Below are 16,921 nucleotides of genomic sequence, written 5' to 3' on the forward strand. Positions count from 1 at the left end.
TTCTTGGATTTTTTTCGTTTCCCTGTCTAATGTTGCAACAATTTGTATGTGTAAGAAAAGGACAGAAAAACTATTGCCTTAAGAAGCCACCTTTATTATAATCTATTTCACAGATAAATTTCAGAATATTAAAAATTAACCAAGTGAAAAAGGAGGGGTTTTATGCAATTACAGACCGAGGCAAAAAAACAGCCTAGTAAACGAAAGTTTAAAATGCCTGACGCGTACGTACTACTATTTTTTATTGCTTTACTTTGTGCAATAGCTACATATTTCGTTCCTGCTGGAGAATTTAAAAGAGTCACAAACGGTACTGTTACAACGACAATACCAGGAAGTTATCATTCTGTTCCACAATCGCCGGTAGGGTTTGTTTCTTTTTTTACCGCTATTGAAAAAGGAATGACACTTGCTGCTCCTATCATCTTCTTAATTTTATTTACAGGTGGAGCCATTGCAATTCTTGAAAAAACAGGTGCTCTTGACGGTTTAATCTATCATGTAATTAACAAATTTCGGAATCAGCAATTACTTTTCATTTGTATTGTCGCCGCACTCTTTTCTATTCTCGGAACGACTGGTATTATCGTGAACTCAGTTATCGGCTTTATCCCCATCGGCATCATCGTTGCACGCACATTAAAATGGGACGCTATCGTCGGCGTAGCAATTATTTATTTAGGCACTTATGCTGGTTTTAATGCTACTATTTTATCTCCCTCACCTTTAGGCATTTCACAAAAAATCGCAGAACTCCCGATGTTTTCAGGAATTGGTTTACGTACGGCAATTTATATCTCTTTTTTAATTGCTACCATTTTGTATATTAATTGGTATGTAAAACGCTTAAAAAAATCGAATAAAGGAAGCATACTCGGAGATAACTGGTTTCCAAGTAATGCTCTTTCAAGTGAGAAAGAAACAGAGAAAACAGAAGTTCCTTGGACAATACGTCATAAATTAATTTTACTCGTTTCAGCTTTATCATTAATTGCATTTTTAATAGGCGCTTTTCGTCTACATTGGACGGACGCAGAAATGACCGCTACTTTTATATTCATAGCAATTACAGCGGGAATAATAGGTGGTATGAAAGCAAACGATATCGCTTCTACTTTTCTAGCAGGCTGCCAAAATCTCATATACGGTGCTTTGATCGTCGGAATGGCTCGTTGTATTTCAGTCATTTTAGAACAAGGCAAATTACTTGATACAATCGTTAATCAACTCGCACAGTCTCTCGAAGGACATAGCCCTGTATTTGGCGTTCTCGGCATGTATGTAAGTAGTGCCGCATTACATTTCCTCATTTCATCCGGGACAGGAGAATCTGTTATTTTCATTCCGATATTAGCTCCATTAGCCGATTTCATGCATATTACACGCCAAGTTACAGTACAGGCTGTTATGCTTGGAGAAGGTGTAGTGAACTGCCTCAATCCAACTTCCGGTGTTTTAATGGGCGTTCTCGCAGCGAGCGGCATTTCTTATGGAAAATGGATTCGCTTCATGGCTCCACTTGCATTCATTTGGTTTATCATTGGACTTATTTTTCTTATTGTTGGCGTGAATATTGAGTGGGGACCGTATTAAAAGAATCATATTATACTTAACTTAATAAAATATCTATTCTATTCTCCAATCCTATAAAAATCACTTATTCTAGTATAGATATAAACAGGGATTGATCATAGTGATCAATCCCTTCTCTCAAAGCAAAATACCTTTAAATATTTTAATTCCAAATTTTATTTACCCATTCTGGATGATCAATAAAAGGATTACGATTATGTTGATATTTCGTAAAAATCACTTCATTACGCTTTCGCTCTAAATCATCGACAGGGTCTTGTTCATTCCATTTTAGTAAAACGGATAGTTTACCCATGTATGGATCTTTATTGTTATTCACCTTTTCATTTAATTCTAAGTCTATTTCGCCGTTGTCTCCTTCATAACGAACAGCCATGTAAAATAGCATTCTAGCGATATCTCCTTTTACACTATCACGAGGTTCCCAAGAATCACTATCGTACTTACATTCTGTCGCTTCTGAATGATTCACACCACCATTATCAAAATCCAGATTTCCACGTGAGCTATTTACAGATACATCCGTCGCTCTTAAATGATGCAAATCTGTTCCAGCTCCTGCAGTCGTTCCAAAATCACCGTGAGATTTTGCCCAAACATGCTCTCGGTTCCAATTATCAACTCCTGAACCATTCGTAAGTTTCCCTTGCGAACGCCCAGTATATAAGAGTAGCACATTGTTTTTATTATTTGGATCTTCATCAGTATCTCTTAGTGCTTCCCAAACCGCACTGTATGATAACTTTGTATGATCATCAATAATATTATGAAGTTCCTTCTTTAATTCTAAACCCATTTTTCCTATTGCATTATTATAATATGTATCGTCATAGCTTTTTACAATAATCTCTTGTGGTGATGCAGAAGCTACTTCACCGTGTATGATATCTGTGAATGATAGAGATGCAGTACCTAAAATAAAAAATGAAGATAGTGTAACCATAGCAAGCCTTGTATTTCTAAACTTCATATACCCATTTCCCCTTTAAAATATAATTTGAAGCTATTAACTAAAAAATGCTTTCTAGCTCCCAAAAACTTTTAGAAAGCCATACCCATCCTTTTCTTTTTATTTAATACAAAACTCTATTGAGTCTGTATTATTTCCACACTTTTTGTTTATCTACTTTTCACAAGGAATATCCTTCTCTAGTAAAGATTATTAAAATATTCTTTACAATTAAAAAGTAGTTTAATGTTAACTTATAAATTTCAATTTTTTTATGCAATTATGCATATTTGATAAATCGTTCGACTTTTCTTTTTTCTATAACTGTCTTTATTTTTTGTGTAAAACCCTTCTTCCTCTGTAGAATAAGTACAAAAATAGATTGGATACCATGTAAGGCACCAATCTATTTTAATTAAAGAAACTTTGGTAATTCTGAGTTCACAACACATTGTGCAGTAATGATAACATTTTTATATTGAGACAGAACTACTACTATTTATTTGGTATCGAATCTATATACTTTTTAACTACTTCATATACATATTCTTGATTTGCCGCTGCGGTATTTGGGTTGTATTTTCCGCCGTTTGTTTTATTGTTAGATAATACGCGAATCCCTAAGAATGGTACGTCATAAGCTTTTGCGATTTGCGCTGCTGCTGCACCTTCCATTTCTTCTACAGATGTACCGTATTTTGTATGGAACCATTTAATTCTATCAACTTCATTATTCCAAACGTCTGCTGAACCTATAGTACCTTCCACCACTTTACCTTTTGTATATTTATCTTTCACTGCATTAGCTGCTGCAAGTAAATCCTTATCTCCCTCATAGTATCGGATTTTCTCAGCATTTGGATCTTCTCCTGCACTTCCTTCAGAAGCCATTAAGTCCATAGATATCCATTTTGCCGGTTCAATCCCTTGGTTCTCATCCATATTTGTTGTTTTTAATGACCCTATATTCGCGACTTGTTTTCCTAAAACAATATCAAATACGTTTAAATTAGGATCATGTCCACCTGATGTTCCTTGGTTAATAATCGCTATAGGCTTATATTTTTCAATAGCCACTGCTGTAGCGGCTGCTGTATTTTCCATTCCTTTACCTGTTTTCGCAACGATTACAGGATAATTGTCTACAGTTCCTTTATAAAAGGTAAAAGTTCCAGATTTTTCTTCTTTCACATTTTTTAACCTTTTTGCAAATTTTTCAGCTTCTATTGGCATTGGACCTTGAATTAAGATTGGTTTTTGATTACTTTTTGCCTCAACTTGTTTCGGACCCGCATTACATCCCGCAAGTATTGAGAATGACAATGCAACAGTAGTTACTAGGGCAGCACATTTTTTCAACGTATTCTTCTTCATAAATAATCTCCTCTTTCTCTTGTTGTTTTCTATACTCGATGTTTTGGTCCAAAGAAAAAAGCTCTAGAAATTGTAGAAAAATCTCTACTTTCTAGAACTACGGTAGTCAAAGTTAATTAAGCAAAAGATAAGGCCATTGCTAAATTATAGAACGGTAGCGGCTCAATACACCGAACGACCGAATACTTTAACCCGTAGTCCAGTTCTTTCATTGGGAACTAGGTAGAAACGCTCGGACCATATTACCGAGTATATACGAGTGATGTTATTTAAAATTATTATATTGATAATATAACAAACTATTAGTGAATAAACAACAAAAATATGAACATTTTTATTTAAATCTATAAAAATGTTCGTTTTTTAATAGTATAAAAATGAAAATAATTGTTTTTCGATGTATTAAAACGTTAAAACTTGAAATCCATGTACTAAACTATAATTAGTTCATTTATCAAAAATATGGCGTACAATGAGTTCTCTTTGAAGTGATATAACGTTATACCTACTAAAAGTTTTATCTTTTCCCTTCAATACACGTTATTTTAAAAATAATGAAGTTGTTCAATTTTAGAGGTTCAAATAGAAAAATCCCACAACATATTATAAATATGCTGTGGGATTTAAATTAAAGTGTTCTTTAGAAAGTAAGCCTTAATAAGGATTGTATTTCAAATTCACTGGTTTACTAGCACTTCTTTTTTCAAATATGTAAGGATTCTATATCCCTTTTAATTTCACTATTTATTTCGTTACTTCTCCAAACTGCGCTCTCGTCACTTTCATCAAATCTTCAACTTTAAGCTCAATTTGCACGCCGATTTTCCCGCCGCTTACAATGATTGTTTCAAGTGATTGGGCACTTTCATCAATACATGTAGAAAATAATTTCTTCATTCCTACTGGTGAACAACCACCGCGAATATACCCTGAAACTTTCGTAATATCTTTAACAGGGATCATTTCTATCTTCTTTTCACCGACCGCCTTTGCGGCTGCTTTTAAATTTAGTTCCTCATCTACTGGGATAATGAACACATGATAATCCTTACTATTCCCTTGAGCGACAAGTGTTTTATATACTTCTCTCACTTCTCTACCAATTTTCCCAGCAACTGATACGCCATCAATTTTCCCATCGTCCGGATCATATGACATCATCGAATATTCAATTTTTTCTTTATCTAATATTCGCATCGCATTTGTTTTATCTTTTTTCATGACGCTCTCCTTTTAATACATAGAAATTTATTTCATATCATTAATTTTCCTTTTATTATACACCTTTTTCAAATTCTCCTACAAAACTTCACATATTGTTCAATTTAAATTAAAACTTTAATTATTAGATTTTGACTCTAAACATCCTCAACTTAAAGGTACTAAGAGAGCAAAAAGAAAACCGACTCTCACCTTCAAATAAAAGGCTTGATGTCGGTTTTACATTTAACGTCCAAACTCATTATTAAATATTTTATCCCTCCCCTCAATAACCTCCGGACCTACTGCATTGATAGCAGTTACTAAAATATGCTCTCCTCCAATTGGTCCACCGACCCTCGTTTCAAATCCATAAGTCCCACCAGCATGCCCCCAATATGATTGTCCGTCCGGTGTTTTTTCTTCATAAATTCCTAGTCCAACCTTACCTATAGGTGAATCTACTGTTTTGAACATCTGATCCATTAGCTCTTGATTTAGAAGCTTTCCGCCCAACAGTGCACTGAAGAAGGTAGTCAAATCTTTCACTGTTGAAACCATATCTCCAGCTGCATTCGCCCATGACTGATTTATTTCTGTCAAATCATATAAACGACCCGATCTGTCCATATTATACCCATTAGCATGTTCACCTGGTATGTGCGAACTTGCTTCCATTACGAATGTCTCTTTTAACCCCAGTGGCTCAATGAATCTTTTTCTAATTTGCTTCGCATACGTATCTCCTGTTACCTTTTGAATAATCTTCCCAGCTATAACAGTATTTGTGTTCGAATAGTCCCAGCCCTCCCCTGGTGCAAATACAGGCGGCTTTGCAAGTGCTAAACTGATAAGTTCATCGGTACTATAGTAACGAAATGGGTTTTGGGGCAGTGTAAAATCTCGCATATCCTTATCTATATTGGTTGCAATTCCACTTGTATGATTCAACAACTGACGAATTGTAATTTTATTTCCATCATATCCGTTACCCTGTACGACTCCTGGCAACCATTTTTCGACTGAATCATCAAGGTTTAATTGTTTCTCTTCAGCCAATTGCAGTACAACAGAAGCTGTGAATGCCTTAGTGATACTTCCGATACGGAATGAAAAATTCGGTTCCACTGGGCGTGGTATTTCATAACTTGCCGTCCCTGTAGCGTAAGACCACCGTTTTCCATCCTTTAATCCGCCAGCTATAACACTTGGGATTTTTTTATTCGTTACTACTCGATCCATTACGTATTTAACTTCTTCTCTATGCTTACTTTTCTTTTCCTTATCCGTAGGTTCCTTTTTTGATTTTGCTGCAAATTCTGAAGCTAAAATATTGCTAATCTGTTTTTCCGCTCCTAATACATTAATGTTTATCGAGATAACATGTTGACCATCTTCCGTTCCACCAGCAAAGTTAGTAAAACCAGGAATACCACCACCATGTCCCCATACTTCAGTACCGTCTGGCAATTTTGTTGCGTGAATGCCAAGCCCATACTTTCCTAATGGGGTATCAACTGTGTTAGTCACCATTTCCTTCTGTATCTCCGGTGTCAGTAGTTTACCACTTAATAAGGCATGGAAGAACGTTGTCATATCTTCTCCTGTCGAAATCATTTCACCACTAGCATTAGCAAATGATGGATTAAACAAAGTAATATCTACTAATTTATCTCCCGTATTCAAGTAGCCACGGGCATTTTTTTTCGGAATATCCATCGAACTTCCAGGAAGGACCGTTTCTTTTAAACTAAGAGGTTCAATAATTCGTTTTTTTATCTGCTCGGCATATGATTCCCCTGTTATCTTCTGAATAATCAATCCTACAATAACCATATTCGTATTCGAGTATGACCAGCCTTTTACCGGTTCTAATTCTAAGGCACGGGAAATTAATTGTTCCGATCTATAATTCTCACTTGGATTCTCTATTAATTTCGCTTTAAGATCTGGAGTCAAGTAATCTGCAATTCCGCTTGTATGATTTAATAATTGACGAATTGTAATTTTGTTACCATCATAGCCTTTCCCTTTTATAAGTCCTGGCAACCATTTCTCTACCGTATCATCAAGACTTAGCTTCTTCTCTCCCGCAAGCTGCAACATTACTGTAGCCACAAACGACTTCGTTGTGCTCCCGATTCTAAAAGCAGAATCAGCATCTACTTTATGATTTCTCTCAATATTCCCTTCACCTGAAGCATATGACCAACTTGCCTCTCCATTTTTCACAGTAACAATGACCCCTGGAATATTTTTCGTATCGGCAGCTTTATCGACAGCTTGCTCGGTTGATGTCTTTTTATTCACCGCTTGTATGTTTCCATAAGAAGGTATTGCTAGCGCTCCAACTAATATAGTTGCTGTTAAGGTAAGTGCAGTTCCTTTTTTAATGATGAATGATTTCATAATGCATCGCTCCTATTGTTTTGAATTTTTCTATTGCTTCACACACTCACCTTAACTCCGATATTGTTAAATAGAATAGTGACGAAATGATTTAATTTTTTCATGACACTGTCCGCAAGTCTGTCACATGATTCATGTGATAAATTGTCAACTGTCTCATATGACATACTTTACAGACTGTGCTTCTAATCTTCTCCCCTTCTTTCTATTGACGAATTGAAAGTTATGTTACATGATAAGTCTGAATCGCTAGATAATTACTCCAAAAATACAAGTAGGTGTGCATAATTTATGTTCTCATTCACAAAAAAATGGTTTTGGTACGATTGGATATTTATATTAGTACGAACGTTTTGGCTATTCGTTATTATCGGTGCTAATTTTATATTTCCACCATTAATTAATACGTCAGTTTTGATTGTGCTTTCTCTTGCTTTCGTCGTTTATCTTGTTCCATTAATGATCCGTTATAAAAAAAAAGGCTGGTACCCTGCAGTCGATATTATCGCCGCGGGCTGCTTCTATCTTTATTTAGCATACGTAGCTCCGAAATTACTTTGGTCTTTCGTTCTACTCGTAATCGTTATTGGTTTATGTAGCAACCAAAAAAATTATATATGGACTGGTATTTTTTGCGGATTCGTATTTCCAGCATTGAACGCTTGGATTGCCCACCGCCTTCCATACGAGCTTATCGTTAGTTGCAGTCTTGGTTTTGCCATTGGCATTGCTTTTAATATACTAATTCAGTATCATAAGCAATCTCAAATTATTGAAGAGCAAAAGCTATTGCTAGAACAACATATTAAGAGGATTGAGGAGCTTACCCTTATAGAAGAGCGTAATCGGCTGTCACATGAGCTACATGACACGATTGGTCATACGCTTACCTCGCTCATCGTCGGTGTCGAATCACTACGATCATCAGTACCAGATTCACAGTTTAAAAAGATTGATTCACTTATCGGTATTGCCCAGCATAGTTTAGATGACATCCGAAAACATCTACACGAGCTATCTCATAATCCATTAAACAACTTATTAAGTGAATCGTTGCAACAATTAACAAAAGACTTTATGAAATCAACAGGTACAACCGTTACATTCCGTGTAATTGGTAGTGAAACTCTCGTTATCCAAAAAATCAGTTTTTGTTTATATCGTTGCCTTCAAGAATCTTTAACAAACGCGGTTCGACACGGCAAAGCGAGCGCTATATCTGTTCAATTGCATTTCGATGGACAACAGCTTCGATTACAAATTGAAGATAACGGTATTGGAATGGAAGAAATTCAATTTGGCTTTGGACTCAGTGGAATGAAGGAGCGACTTGAACAATTTCACGGTACATTATCGGTTCATTCTAGTGCTGAGCAAGGAACATTCATCATTTGTAATATTCCATTGCAAATAGAGCTTGTACATGACACAATCCGCTTATTGGTGGTCGATGATCAGGCACTTATTACGAATAGTTTAGAGCAAGTTTTAGAACAACACGCGAATTTTACTGTTGTTGGTAAAGCACAAGACGGACTTAAAGCATTAGAACAGTGTGAACAGTTACAGCCTGACATTGTACTAATGGATATTCAAATGCCAGAAATGAATGGTATTGAAGCTTTACTTGAAATGAAACAACGGTGGCCTAATATGAAGATTGTTCTTATGACAACGTTTGAAGATTCCTTACAAGCAGCAACTGCACTAGAGCATGGCGCTGAAGGATACATGTTGAAATCTATTCATCCACAGGAAATGAACGAAGTTTTGAAACTTATTTATAACGGAGGAACTTGGATTGACCAATCGGTTGCTACGCGAGTTTTTGAGGAAATGAAACGTCAACGTGAGCAATTAGAAAAAATCAGATTGACTAAACAAACTTACCCGTACGGACTTACAAAACGCGAAATGGAAATTTTAGAGCATCTATCAAACGGGCTACGCTACAAATCAATTGCCGTTAAACTGCTTTTATCGGAGGGAACGATTCGGAATTACTGTTCAAATCTCTACTCAAAGCTTGGTGTCAACAACCGTGAAGAAGCAATTAAAATGGCACGAACGGAAAACATTCTGTAGGTACTGTAAAATTAATATGTTTCTCTCAAAACTGAAAATATTGATATTTCAAAAATCATTTGTTATACTTTGTAAAAAACTTATTAAGGAGAGATTTCATATGTGTACTTTCAATACGTCTTTCCAACTTCATCATCATACGTAACGCCGTGTATCCGAAGAAAAATTTTTCTTCGTGGGTACAGGGCTTTTCCTGTTGACCCACGAAGCGTTCATAAAGCTATGTGGGTATTTTTATACCCGCATAGCTTTTTTTAATTTAAAAGAGGAGTGATTATGGTGGAAATGAAAAATGTAAAAGGGACAAAAGACTATTTACCAGAGGAACAAGTACTACGAAATAAAATTAAAAGAGCTTGTGAAGATACGTTTGAACGTTATGGCTGTAAACCTTTAGAGACACCAACGTTAAATATGTATGAGCTTATGTCTTACAAGTACGGTGGTGGCGATGAAATTTTAAAAGAAATATATACACTTAAGGATCAAGGAAAACGCGATCTTGCCTTACGTTATGATTTAACAATTCCATTCGCAAAAGTCGTGGCGATGAATCCGAACATCCGCCTACCCTTTAAACGCTATGAAATTGGGAAAGTATTTCGAGATGGGCCAATTAAACAAGGAAGATTCCGTGAGTTCATTCAATGTGACGTTGATATAGTCGGTGTAGAATCAGTCATGGCGGAAGCTGAACTCATGAGCATGGCGTTTGAGCTGTTCCGAACGTTAAACTTAGAAGTAACGATCCAATATAATAACCGAAAATTGTTAAACGGTATTCTCCAGTCTATTAACATCCCTACTGAACTAACGAGTGACGTAATTTTATCATTGGATAAAATTGAAAAGATTGGGATTGATGGTGTACGAAAAGATGTATTGGAGCGCGGGATTACTGTAGAAATGTCCGATACAATATGTAATACTGTTTTATCTTGCCTAAAGCTCCCTATAGCCGACTTTAAAGACACTTTCAATAATACACTTGTCGCCGATGGAGTAAACGAATTGCAACAACTACAGCAATACTTACTCGCTCTCGGAATAAATGAAAATACGATATTCAATCCGTTTTTAGCAAGAGGACTCACAATGTATACAGGCACTGTGTATGAAATCTTTCTAAAAGATGGCACGATTACATCTAGCATCGGTAGCGGTGGTCGATACGATAATATTATCGGAGCATTCCGTGGTGATAATATGAACTATCCAACAGTCGGTATTTCATTCGGTTTAGACGTTATTTATACAGCACTATCACAGAAAGAAACCATATCATCTACAGCGGATTTATTTATCATCCCACTCGGGACAGAATTACAATGCTTACAAATTGCCCAGCAATTACGTTCTACTACTTCCTTAAAAGTCGAACTTGAACTAGCCGGACGTAAATTGAAACGTGCCCTTAATTATGCAAATAAAGAAAATATCCCGTATGTGCTAATAATTGGTGAAGAGGAACTATCTACAGAAACAGTTGTATTGCGTAATATGAAGGAAGGTACTGAAGTGAAGATTCCCCTCTCTTCCTTGGAAAATAACATATTTAATAACTATATATAATAAGCGCCACCCTCATTCGGGTGGTTTTTCTAGTGCATAAATAAAGAGTCATTCAGTTTACATAATATAATTATTGATTTCTATAAATGTAATTTTCAACCATATAAAAAAAGAGGGCAGATATGCATCTCCCTCTTTTTTCTAACTCTTTTTATTATTATTCTTGTTCTTGCTCGTCCATAATCTTCTCGAACGCCGCAGATACTTTTTCAAATTCCTCGTCATTCTCTATGTATGAGAATTCATTATCTTCTTCTACTTTTAAAAAGAAGATATCAATGTCTTCCTCAGTTTCTGTTTGAATGTCTTCTACAAAGGCAACCGCAATGTATTCTGCACCTTCGACATCCATCGCTCCAAGCACTTCAACTTCCTGTTCTTCATTATTCTCATCGGTAAGACTAAAAATTTCGCCTACTTCAATTGCTTCCATATTCATTCTCCTCCTATCATACTCTAAAAAATAAAACGTTCAAATTGCACACTTACTAACATATCTTTCCATAAAAAAGTTGAATTCATACAGAAAGAACAACAAATTCTTGCTGATTCAGCAAAAGTATTCAACTATAAGGATATCATTTATGAATAGGAATGAACATATTTTAAATGAGATAATTGGATTAATTAATTTAAAATCCTTCTTTAGATTTCCGAAAGACCTCCATGTTCCATAATGGTTCTTTCATATAGGCAGCTGGAATGCCACCTTTCAATCTGTAAGTAAATACTAAAATAGCACCTCCTATCCTGATTCCTTTCCGTACGTTTTTAGGATGAGAGATAAATCCTTCTATATAAACTAAAGAGACTTATGCAGCAATTCCAATACATCTTTCATCGCAAAAGGACCGTCTTTTTTTACATGCTCAGCGAATTCAGAAACGAGACGTAACGTTTTCACACTTTCGATTGGATGATCTCCTGACGCACTTTCAGCAGAAAGCATAACAGCATTCGTCCCGTCCAATACAGCTTGAAATACATCTGTCACCTCAGCTCTTGTAGGAATAGAATGATCTACCATAGATTGAAGCATTTGTGTCGCTGTAATGACATATGTATTCGTTCGATTGCACTCACGAATCATCATTTTTTGTAACAGTGGAATAAATTGATACGGCAATTCCACACCTAAATCTCCCCTTGCGATCATAATGCCATCCGCTTCTTTGCATATGTCTTGAAAATTCTCGATTGCTTCCATCGTTTCTATTTTTGCAATTAAATTTGGGGAAGTTTCTTTATGTTCATGTATAAAACTTCGTATTTCCTTTATATGACTAGGTTTTCGAACGAAAGAACACGCAATAAAATCAACTTCCTCTTCTAGAAGAAATTGAATATCTTTTTTATCTTTCTCCGTAATAGCTGGCAAACTAACAATTGTACCTGGTAAGTTCACCCCTTTATGAGAGGAAATATTGCCACCTGTTTTTATTCTTGTTTCTATTTTTTCCGAACTTATCTTTTCAACGATTAACTCAACTTCTCCATCATTAATAAGAATTCTACTTCCAACTTTTACGTCATTCGCAATCCCCACATAATCAACACTTGCTTCTTCTTTATTCCCTTGCACTGGATTGGTATATAAAGTAAATAACTCCCCTGCTTCAAGTGTAATTTGTTCTTCTTTCATTTCACCCAATCTTATTTTAGGACCTTGTACATCCCCTAGAATTTTAATAGAATCGTCTAACGATTTTACTAAACGAATGATGTCTTTATGACTTTCATGCGTACCATGTGATAAATTTAACCGAACAATTTTCATACCATTGTTTATTAACTGCGCTAACGTTTCTTCATTATTACTCGCTGGCCCAATTGTACAAACTCGATCAATTGTCATGTCCCCACCATCCTTTTTTAAATGTTTCCCATAAAATAAAGAGAAGATTCTTTTTATAGGAAAGACCGTGTAACTAAGGGTGCAAAGAGGTTTTATATGAAGAGAATATTTTGCTGAAGAAATAGCTTTAATTTAACTTTTTGTGCCCAACATTTTGACTCAATCGTTATTGTTAGTTTCGTTGCAATGGGGTACTACTAATAATAAATCTTGTTTACATACGAACGTTAGATTGGGATATCGAAAACGACCTATGGAGGAACCACAATGACTACTCTTCGAAAAAAAATAATGGGACTAACATTAGCGGGAACGGTAGCACTATTTACATTAGCAACAGGAATCATAATGAACGATAATGAGGTAAAAGCTGAGGTAAAAAAAGCAGGAAAGCAACCTAAAAATGTGATTTTCATGGTTATAGATGGGACAAGTTCTTCTGCTACAACATTAGCCCGGTGGTACAAAGGTTCACCTCTTGCGCTAGATCAAATTGTATCCGGAGGTGTTCGTACATACTCAGCAGAATCGGCTATTACGGACTCTGCACCAGCAGCCACAGCTTTAGCGACAGGAAATAAATCAAATTCAGGCTACGTGGGCGTATTACCTTCTGTTGTGAATTCACCTGGCTTAGAACCAGTGAAAGAAGAATGCAAGTTTCGTCCAGTTGCCAACGTCTTAGAAGGCGCAAAACGTTCCGGCCGCGCGACAGGAATCATTGCTACATCAGAAATTCAACATGCTACTCCGGCTAGTTTCTCTGCCCACCACGTTAACCGTAAAGATTTCGAAGTACTTGGTGAACAGCAAGTGTATCAAAATATAGAAGTTGTATTAGGTGGTGGAAAAGCAGCACTTCAGCCTACGACAAGCAACGGAATTCGTAAAGACAACGAAGATTTAGTAAAAGTGATTCAAGACAAAGGGTACGACTTTGTCGAAACAAAAGATGCGTTATTAAACTCCAAATCAAATAAAATCTGGGGTTCTTTCTCTAATACTGCCCTTGCGTTCGATATGGATCGTAGAATAACCAATCCTAAGCAGCCAACTCTTTCCCAGATGACGAGAAAAGCAATTCAAACATTATCAAAAGATAAAGATGGTTTCTTCTTATTTGTAGAAGGTAGTAAGGCAGATTGGGCAGCACATGCAAATGATCCAATCGGGATGATTAGCGATGTATTGGCATTTGATGATGCAGTTACAGAAGCATTAGAATTTGCGAAGAAAGACGGTAACACTATGGTCATTGCTTTAGCGGATCATGGTAATAGCGGTATTTCCATTGGTAACAGCAATACCACAAAAGGCTATGATACTACACCAGTATCAGCTTACATTGCCCCACTGAAAAAGGCGAAAATGACACTTGAAGGTGCTACAAATAAACTAAAAGATGATTTATCTAATATAAAAGAGGTCGCTGCACTTTACGGTTTAGACGGCCTAACTGATAATGAAAAAGAGCTGTTAAAAGCTGCACAAAAGAAAACTGATGTAGGTCCAATCCTTACTAAATTATTGGCCAACCGTGCGAACATCGGTTTTACAACTGGTGGTCATACGGGTGAAGATGTATTCTTATACTCTTACGGTCCTCAAAAGCCATACGGTTTAGTCCAAAATACAGACATTGCGAAAATAATGGCCAAAGCAATGGGCTTTCAATTAGAAGAATTATCTAAGAAATTATTCTTAGATGCTGAAACATCCTTTAAACAAATTGGTGCAACTGTAACGATTGACAAAAAAGATGTACGAAACCCGGTGCTTGTAGTAAAACGCAATAATACGGAGGCCAAATTGTTTGTTAATAAAAGCATTATATATATTGGTGGGAAAGATTATGAATTAGGAGGCATCGTTGTAGAAAGCAACGGGAAATTCTATGTACCTGAAAAGGCAATTCAACTATTCACAAAGCATTCTCGCTAAATTTAAAAACAGACATAAAAAAACGCTATCCTTTCTATAGACAGGGTAGCGTTTTTTTCGTTATATGGATACAAATTTATCTTATTAAATCCATTCAACAATAGTATCCATAGTTTGTCTTGTTTTATTAAATTTTGGTTCTCCTTTACGGTATCCAAATGCTACCATAACTGATACCTCAAGATTATCATCTTTTAAAATTCCTTCTTGACGAAGTAAAGAATCTACTTTTTCTTTATCGAATCCTTCCATTGGACAAGAATCAATACCGATTTGAGCTGCACTAGTCATCATATTAGCTAAAGCAATATAAGATTGCTTTGATGACCAATCAAATACAGCACGTTCGGAGTCTAACAATTTAAAATCCGATTCTTGGAATTTTTTGAAGAATTCATATCTCATTTGTTGGGCTTCTTCAGGCAATCCAATAATATCTTTCATCATGTGCTGAATATACTCTGCATCATAGTGCATATCTTTGATGGTTCTTGAAAGAACAATGACAAAATGACTTGCTGTTGAAAGCTGTCCACCTGCTCCCCATGAATATGGTAATAGCTTTTCTCTTAATTCTTTATTTTGTACCACAATAAATTTCCAAGGCTCATATCCAAAAGAAGAAGGGGATAATCTTCCTGTTTCTAAAATAAATTTAAAATCATCTTCTGAAATTTTCTTCATAGGATCAAATTCTTTACATGCATGTCTAAAGTTAAAAGCCTCAATAATTTTTTGTTTTGTATTTTGTTTTATGTTAGTCATAAAAGATCCCCTTTTCATTAAATTATTATTTAACCAAATTATATTTTCAAAGTAACAATGATACAAGTACGCCACATTTATGTGCTATAGTATCAAAAAAGATACTATTGTTAAGGGAGAGTCTTTTTATGATTAGTTCAAAAGAAGATGATGTAAATTATCCATTTTTAAATAAATATTCTTGTCCAGTAGAAGCTATCGTCGAGGTTATTGGCGGAAAATGGAAAGGTGTTATTCTTTATCATTTATTAGATGGTAAGAAACGATTTAATGAATTAAAAAGATTAAAACCTAATATCACCCAAAGAATGTTAACACTTCAACTTAGAGAACTTGAAGCAGATGGCATCGTACATCGGGAGGTATATCGTGAAGTACCTCCTAAAGTAGAATATTCGTTAACCGAACTAGGCGAGTCGCTACGTCCAATTATCCTTTTAATGATGGAATGGGCGACTAATAATATGGAGCAGGTTTTGGAAAGTAGAAATAACACTAAATAGTATTTAAAACCTGTAATTAGCCATTACAAACAACTCAAAAAAGATTGCCTCTTAGTATACAGGCGATTTTTTTTTGAGTAAAAGGATTATTTGGGTCAGATTCTGGAAAAGTGTTAATATTCTTCATAAAGGAGGTCTACTGATGAAAAATTTATGGAAGAAAGTTTCTTTAATTGCTTTCATAGTAATTGTCCTTTTAATAATTTTATATTTTTGTGGTATGTCAATTTTCTGGAACCAACCCTAAATTACATTTAAAAATAAGCCCCCCTTGAATAAAATTCAATATTCCGTCAATGCTATACATGACATTAGATTTTCTCCTTGTTCCCCCTTGGAGAGTCGGGCAACTAGCTTTTGTTAGCTGCTTTTTTATTTTCGAATCATTGCCGTCATTACTACTGGTGGTCCATTTGTTCCGTATTTCATAATTTGAGCAATTGATTGTAACTGCTGAATGCCTTCTTCTTCATTATGTTCTCCCTGAACAATTGCTGACGAACAATATAATGGTTGAACAGCCACTGTATGGAGACTCTTCCGCTAAATAAAATTGTGCGACCATTGGAAGTTCTTCTCTTTTACAGATTTCAAGAATCTGCTGCATTAACGGTGCAATTTCTTCATCATAAACTTCCTCTTTATCGTACATCTCAATTCATTCTCCTTTTCTAC

13 protein-coding genes and 1 riboswitch are annotated in these 16,921 nt (G+C 35.6%); of the genes, 5 read left to right on the forward strand and 8 right to left on the reverse strand.

Annotation, left to right across the window (positions count from 1 at the left end; all coding sequences use genetic code 11):
- Positions 1-162 precede the first annotated feature (162 nt).
- The gene (locus LCF45_RS16165; RefSeq protein ID WP_002013955.1) at positions 163-1,593 is read left to right on the forward strand and encodes a YfcC family protein; all 1,431 of its coding nucleotides are present in this window, start codon (positions 163-165) and stop codon (positions 1,591-1,593) included.
- Between the two features lie 142 nt (positions 1,594-1,735).
- On the opposite strand, the gene LCF45_RS16170 is transcribed toward LCF45_RS16165, so the two are convergent.
- From LCF45_RS16170 to LCF45_RS16185, 4 genes are all read right to left on the reverse strand, one after another.
- Positions 1,736-2,563 carry an endonuclease I family protein gene (locus LCF45_RS16170; RefSeq protein ID WP_002033283.1) on the reverse strand — a complete coding sequence of 276 codons (828 nt, stop codon included), beginning with the start codon at positions 2,561-2,563 and terminating at the stop codon, positions 1,736-1,738.
- 474 nt (positions 2,564-3,037) lie between these two features.
- The gene (locus LCF45_RS16175; RefSeq protein ID WP_002128267.1) at positions 3,038-3,916 is read right to left on the reverse strand and encodes a 5'-methylthioadenosine/S-adenosylhomocysteine nucleosidase; all 879 of its coding nucleotides are present in this window, start codon (positions 3,914-3,916) and stop codon (positions 3,038-3,040) included.
- A gap of 175 nt (positions 3,917-4,091) precedes the next feature.
- Positions 4,092-4,195: riboswitch (purine riboswitch) on the reverse strand.
- Between the two features lie 465 nt (positions 4,196-4,660).
- Positions 4,661-5,137: a Cys-tRNA(Pro) deacylase gene (gene ybaK, locus LCF45_RS16180; protein WP_002167967.1), complete on the reverse strand. Its 477-nt coding sequence runs from the start codon at positions 5,135-5,137 to the stop codon at positions 4,661-4,663.
- Between the two features lie 225 nt (positions 5,138-5,362).
- Complete coding sequence (locus LCF45_RS16185) at positions 5,363-7,525, reverse strand: serine hydrolase domain-containing protein (protein ID WP_002033276.1); 2,163 nt, start codon at positions 7,523-7,525, stop codon at positions 5,363-5,365.
- 291 nt (positions 7,526-7,816) lie between these two features.
- Here LCF45_RS16185 and LCF45_RS16190 point away from each other — a divergent pair, with 291 nt between their 5' ends.
- Entirely contained in the window at positions 7,817-9,610 is a 1,794-nt protein-coding gene (locus LCF45_RS16190; protein ID WP_002167965.1) for a helix-turn-helix transcriptional regulator, read from the forward strand.
- A 276-nt stretch (positions 9,611-9,886) separates the two neighbouring features.
- A complete protein-coding gene (locus tag LCF45_RS16195; RefSeq protein WP_078203902.1) occupies positions 9,887-11,182 on the forward strand; it encodes a histidine--tRNA ligase in 1,296 nt (431 codons plus the stop codon).
- A gap of 157 nt (positions 11,183-11,339) precedes the next feature.
- Here the strand turns inward: LCF45_RS16195 and LCF45_RS16200 are convergent, their stop codons facing one another.
- Complete coding sequence (locus LCF45_RS16200; protein WP_002013967.1) at positions 11,340-11,621, reverse strand: DUF1292 domain-containing protein; 282 nt, start codon at positions 11,619-11,621, stop codon at positions 11,340-11,342.
- Positions 11,622-11,984: 363 nt separating this feature from the next.
- Positions 11,985-13,037 carry a pyruvate kinase gene (locus LCF45_RS16205; protein ID WP_078203903.1) on the reverse strand — a complete coding sequence of 351 codons (1,053 nt, stop codon included), beginning with the start codon at positions 13,035-13,037 and terminating at the stop codon, positions 11,985-11,987.
- 267 nt (positions 13,038-13,304) lie between these two features.
- Here LCF45_RS16205 and LCF45_RS16210 point away from each other — a divergent pair, with 267 nt between their 5' ends.
- Entirely contained in the window at positions 13,305-14,978 is a 1,674-nt protein-coding gene (locus LCF45_RS16210; RefSeq protein ID WP_078206703.1) for an alkaline phosphatase, read from the forward strand.
- An 84-nt stretch (positions 14,979-15,062) separates the two neighbouring features.
- On the opposite strand, the gene LCF45_RS16215 is transcribed toward LCF45_RS16210, so the two are convergent.
- Positions 15,063-15,743, reverse strand: a complete 681-nt coding sequence (locus LCF45_RS16215) for an NAD(P)H-dependent oxidoreductase (RefSeq protein WP_078203905.1) — start codon at positions 15,741-15,743, stop codon at positions 15,063-15,065.
- Between the two features lie 128 nt (positions 15,744-15,871).
- On the opposite strand from LCF45_RS16215, the gene LCF45_RS16220 reads away from it, so the two are divergent.
- On the forward strand, positions 15,872-16,246 hold the full coding sequence (locus LCF45_RS16220) for a winged helix-turn-helix transcriptional regulator (protein WP_002128279.1): 375 nt from the start codon (positions 15,872-15,874) through the stop codon (positions 16,244-16,246).
- 372 nt (positions 16,247-16,618) lie between these two features.
- On the opposite strand, the gene LCF45_RS16225 is transcribed toward LCF45_RS16220, so the two are convergent.
- Positions 16,619-16,771 (reverse strand): hypothetical protein, encoded by a 153-nt coding sequence (locus LCF45_RS16225; protein ID WP_002128281.1) that lies wholly within the window; start codon positions 16,769-16,771, stop codon positions 16,619-16,621.
- Positions 16,772-16,921: the final 150 nt, after the last annotated feature.

The sequence above is a fragment of the Bacillus sp. 41-22 genome (assembly GCF_025809295.1).
In the GTDB taxonomy this organism is placed as follows: Bacteria; Bacillota; Bacilli; order Bacillales; family Bacillaceae_G; genus Bacillus_A; species Bacillus_A mycoides.

Bases quoted from the DNA above. Each gene is read 5' to 3' on its own strand.
- LCF45_RS16165 (WP_002013955.1), top strand. From the start codon at position 163: ATGCAATTACAGACCGAGGCAAAAAAACAGCCTAGTAAACGAAAGTTT.
- LCF45_RS16170 (WP_002033283.1), bottom strand. From the start codon at position 2,563: ATGAAGTTTAGAAATACAAGGCTTGCTATGGTTACACTATCTTCATTT.
- LCF45_RS16175 (WP_002128267.1), bottom strand. From the start codon at position 3,916: ATGAAGAAGAATACGTTGAAAAAATGTGCTGCCCTAGTAACTACTGTT.
- ybaK (WP_002167967.1), bottom strand. From the start codon at position 5,137: ATGAAAAAAGATAAAACAAATGCGATGCGAATATTAGATAAAGAAAAA.
- LCF45_RS16185 (WP_002033276.1), bottom strand. From the start codon at position 7,525: ATGAAATCATTCATCATTAAAAAAGGAACTGCACTTACCTTAACAGCA.
- LCF45_RS16190 (WP_002167965.1), top strand. From the start codon at position 7,817: ATGTTCTCATTCACAAAAAAATGGTTTTGGTACGATTGGATATTTATA.
- LCF45_RS16195 (WP_078203902.1), top strand. From the start codon at position 9,887: ATGGTGGAAATGAAAAATGTAAAAGGGACAAAAGACTATTTACCAGAG.
- LCF45_RS16200 (WP_002013967.1), bottom strand. From the start codon at position 11,621: ATGAATATGGAAGCAATTGAAGTAGGCGAAATTTTTAGTCTTACCGAT.
- LCF45_RS16205 (WP_078203903.1), bottom strand. From the start codon at position 13,037: ATGACAATTGATCGAGTTTGTACAATTGGGCCAGCGAGTAATAATGAA.
- LCF45_RS16210 (WP_078206703.1), top strand. From the start codon at position 13,305: ATGACTACTCTTCGAAAAAAAATAATGGGACTAACATTAGCGGGAACG.
- LCF45_RS16215 (WP_078203905.1), bottom strand. From the start codon at position 15,743: ATGACTAACATAAAACAAAATACAAAACAAAAAATTATTGAGGCTTTT.
- LCF45_RS16220 (WP_002128279.1), top strand. From the start codon at position 15,872: ATGATTAGTTCAAAAGAAGATGATGTAAATTATCCATTTTTAAATAAA.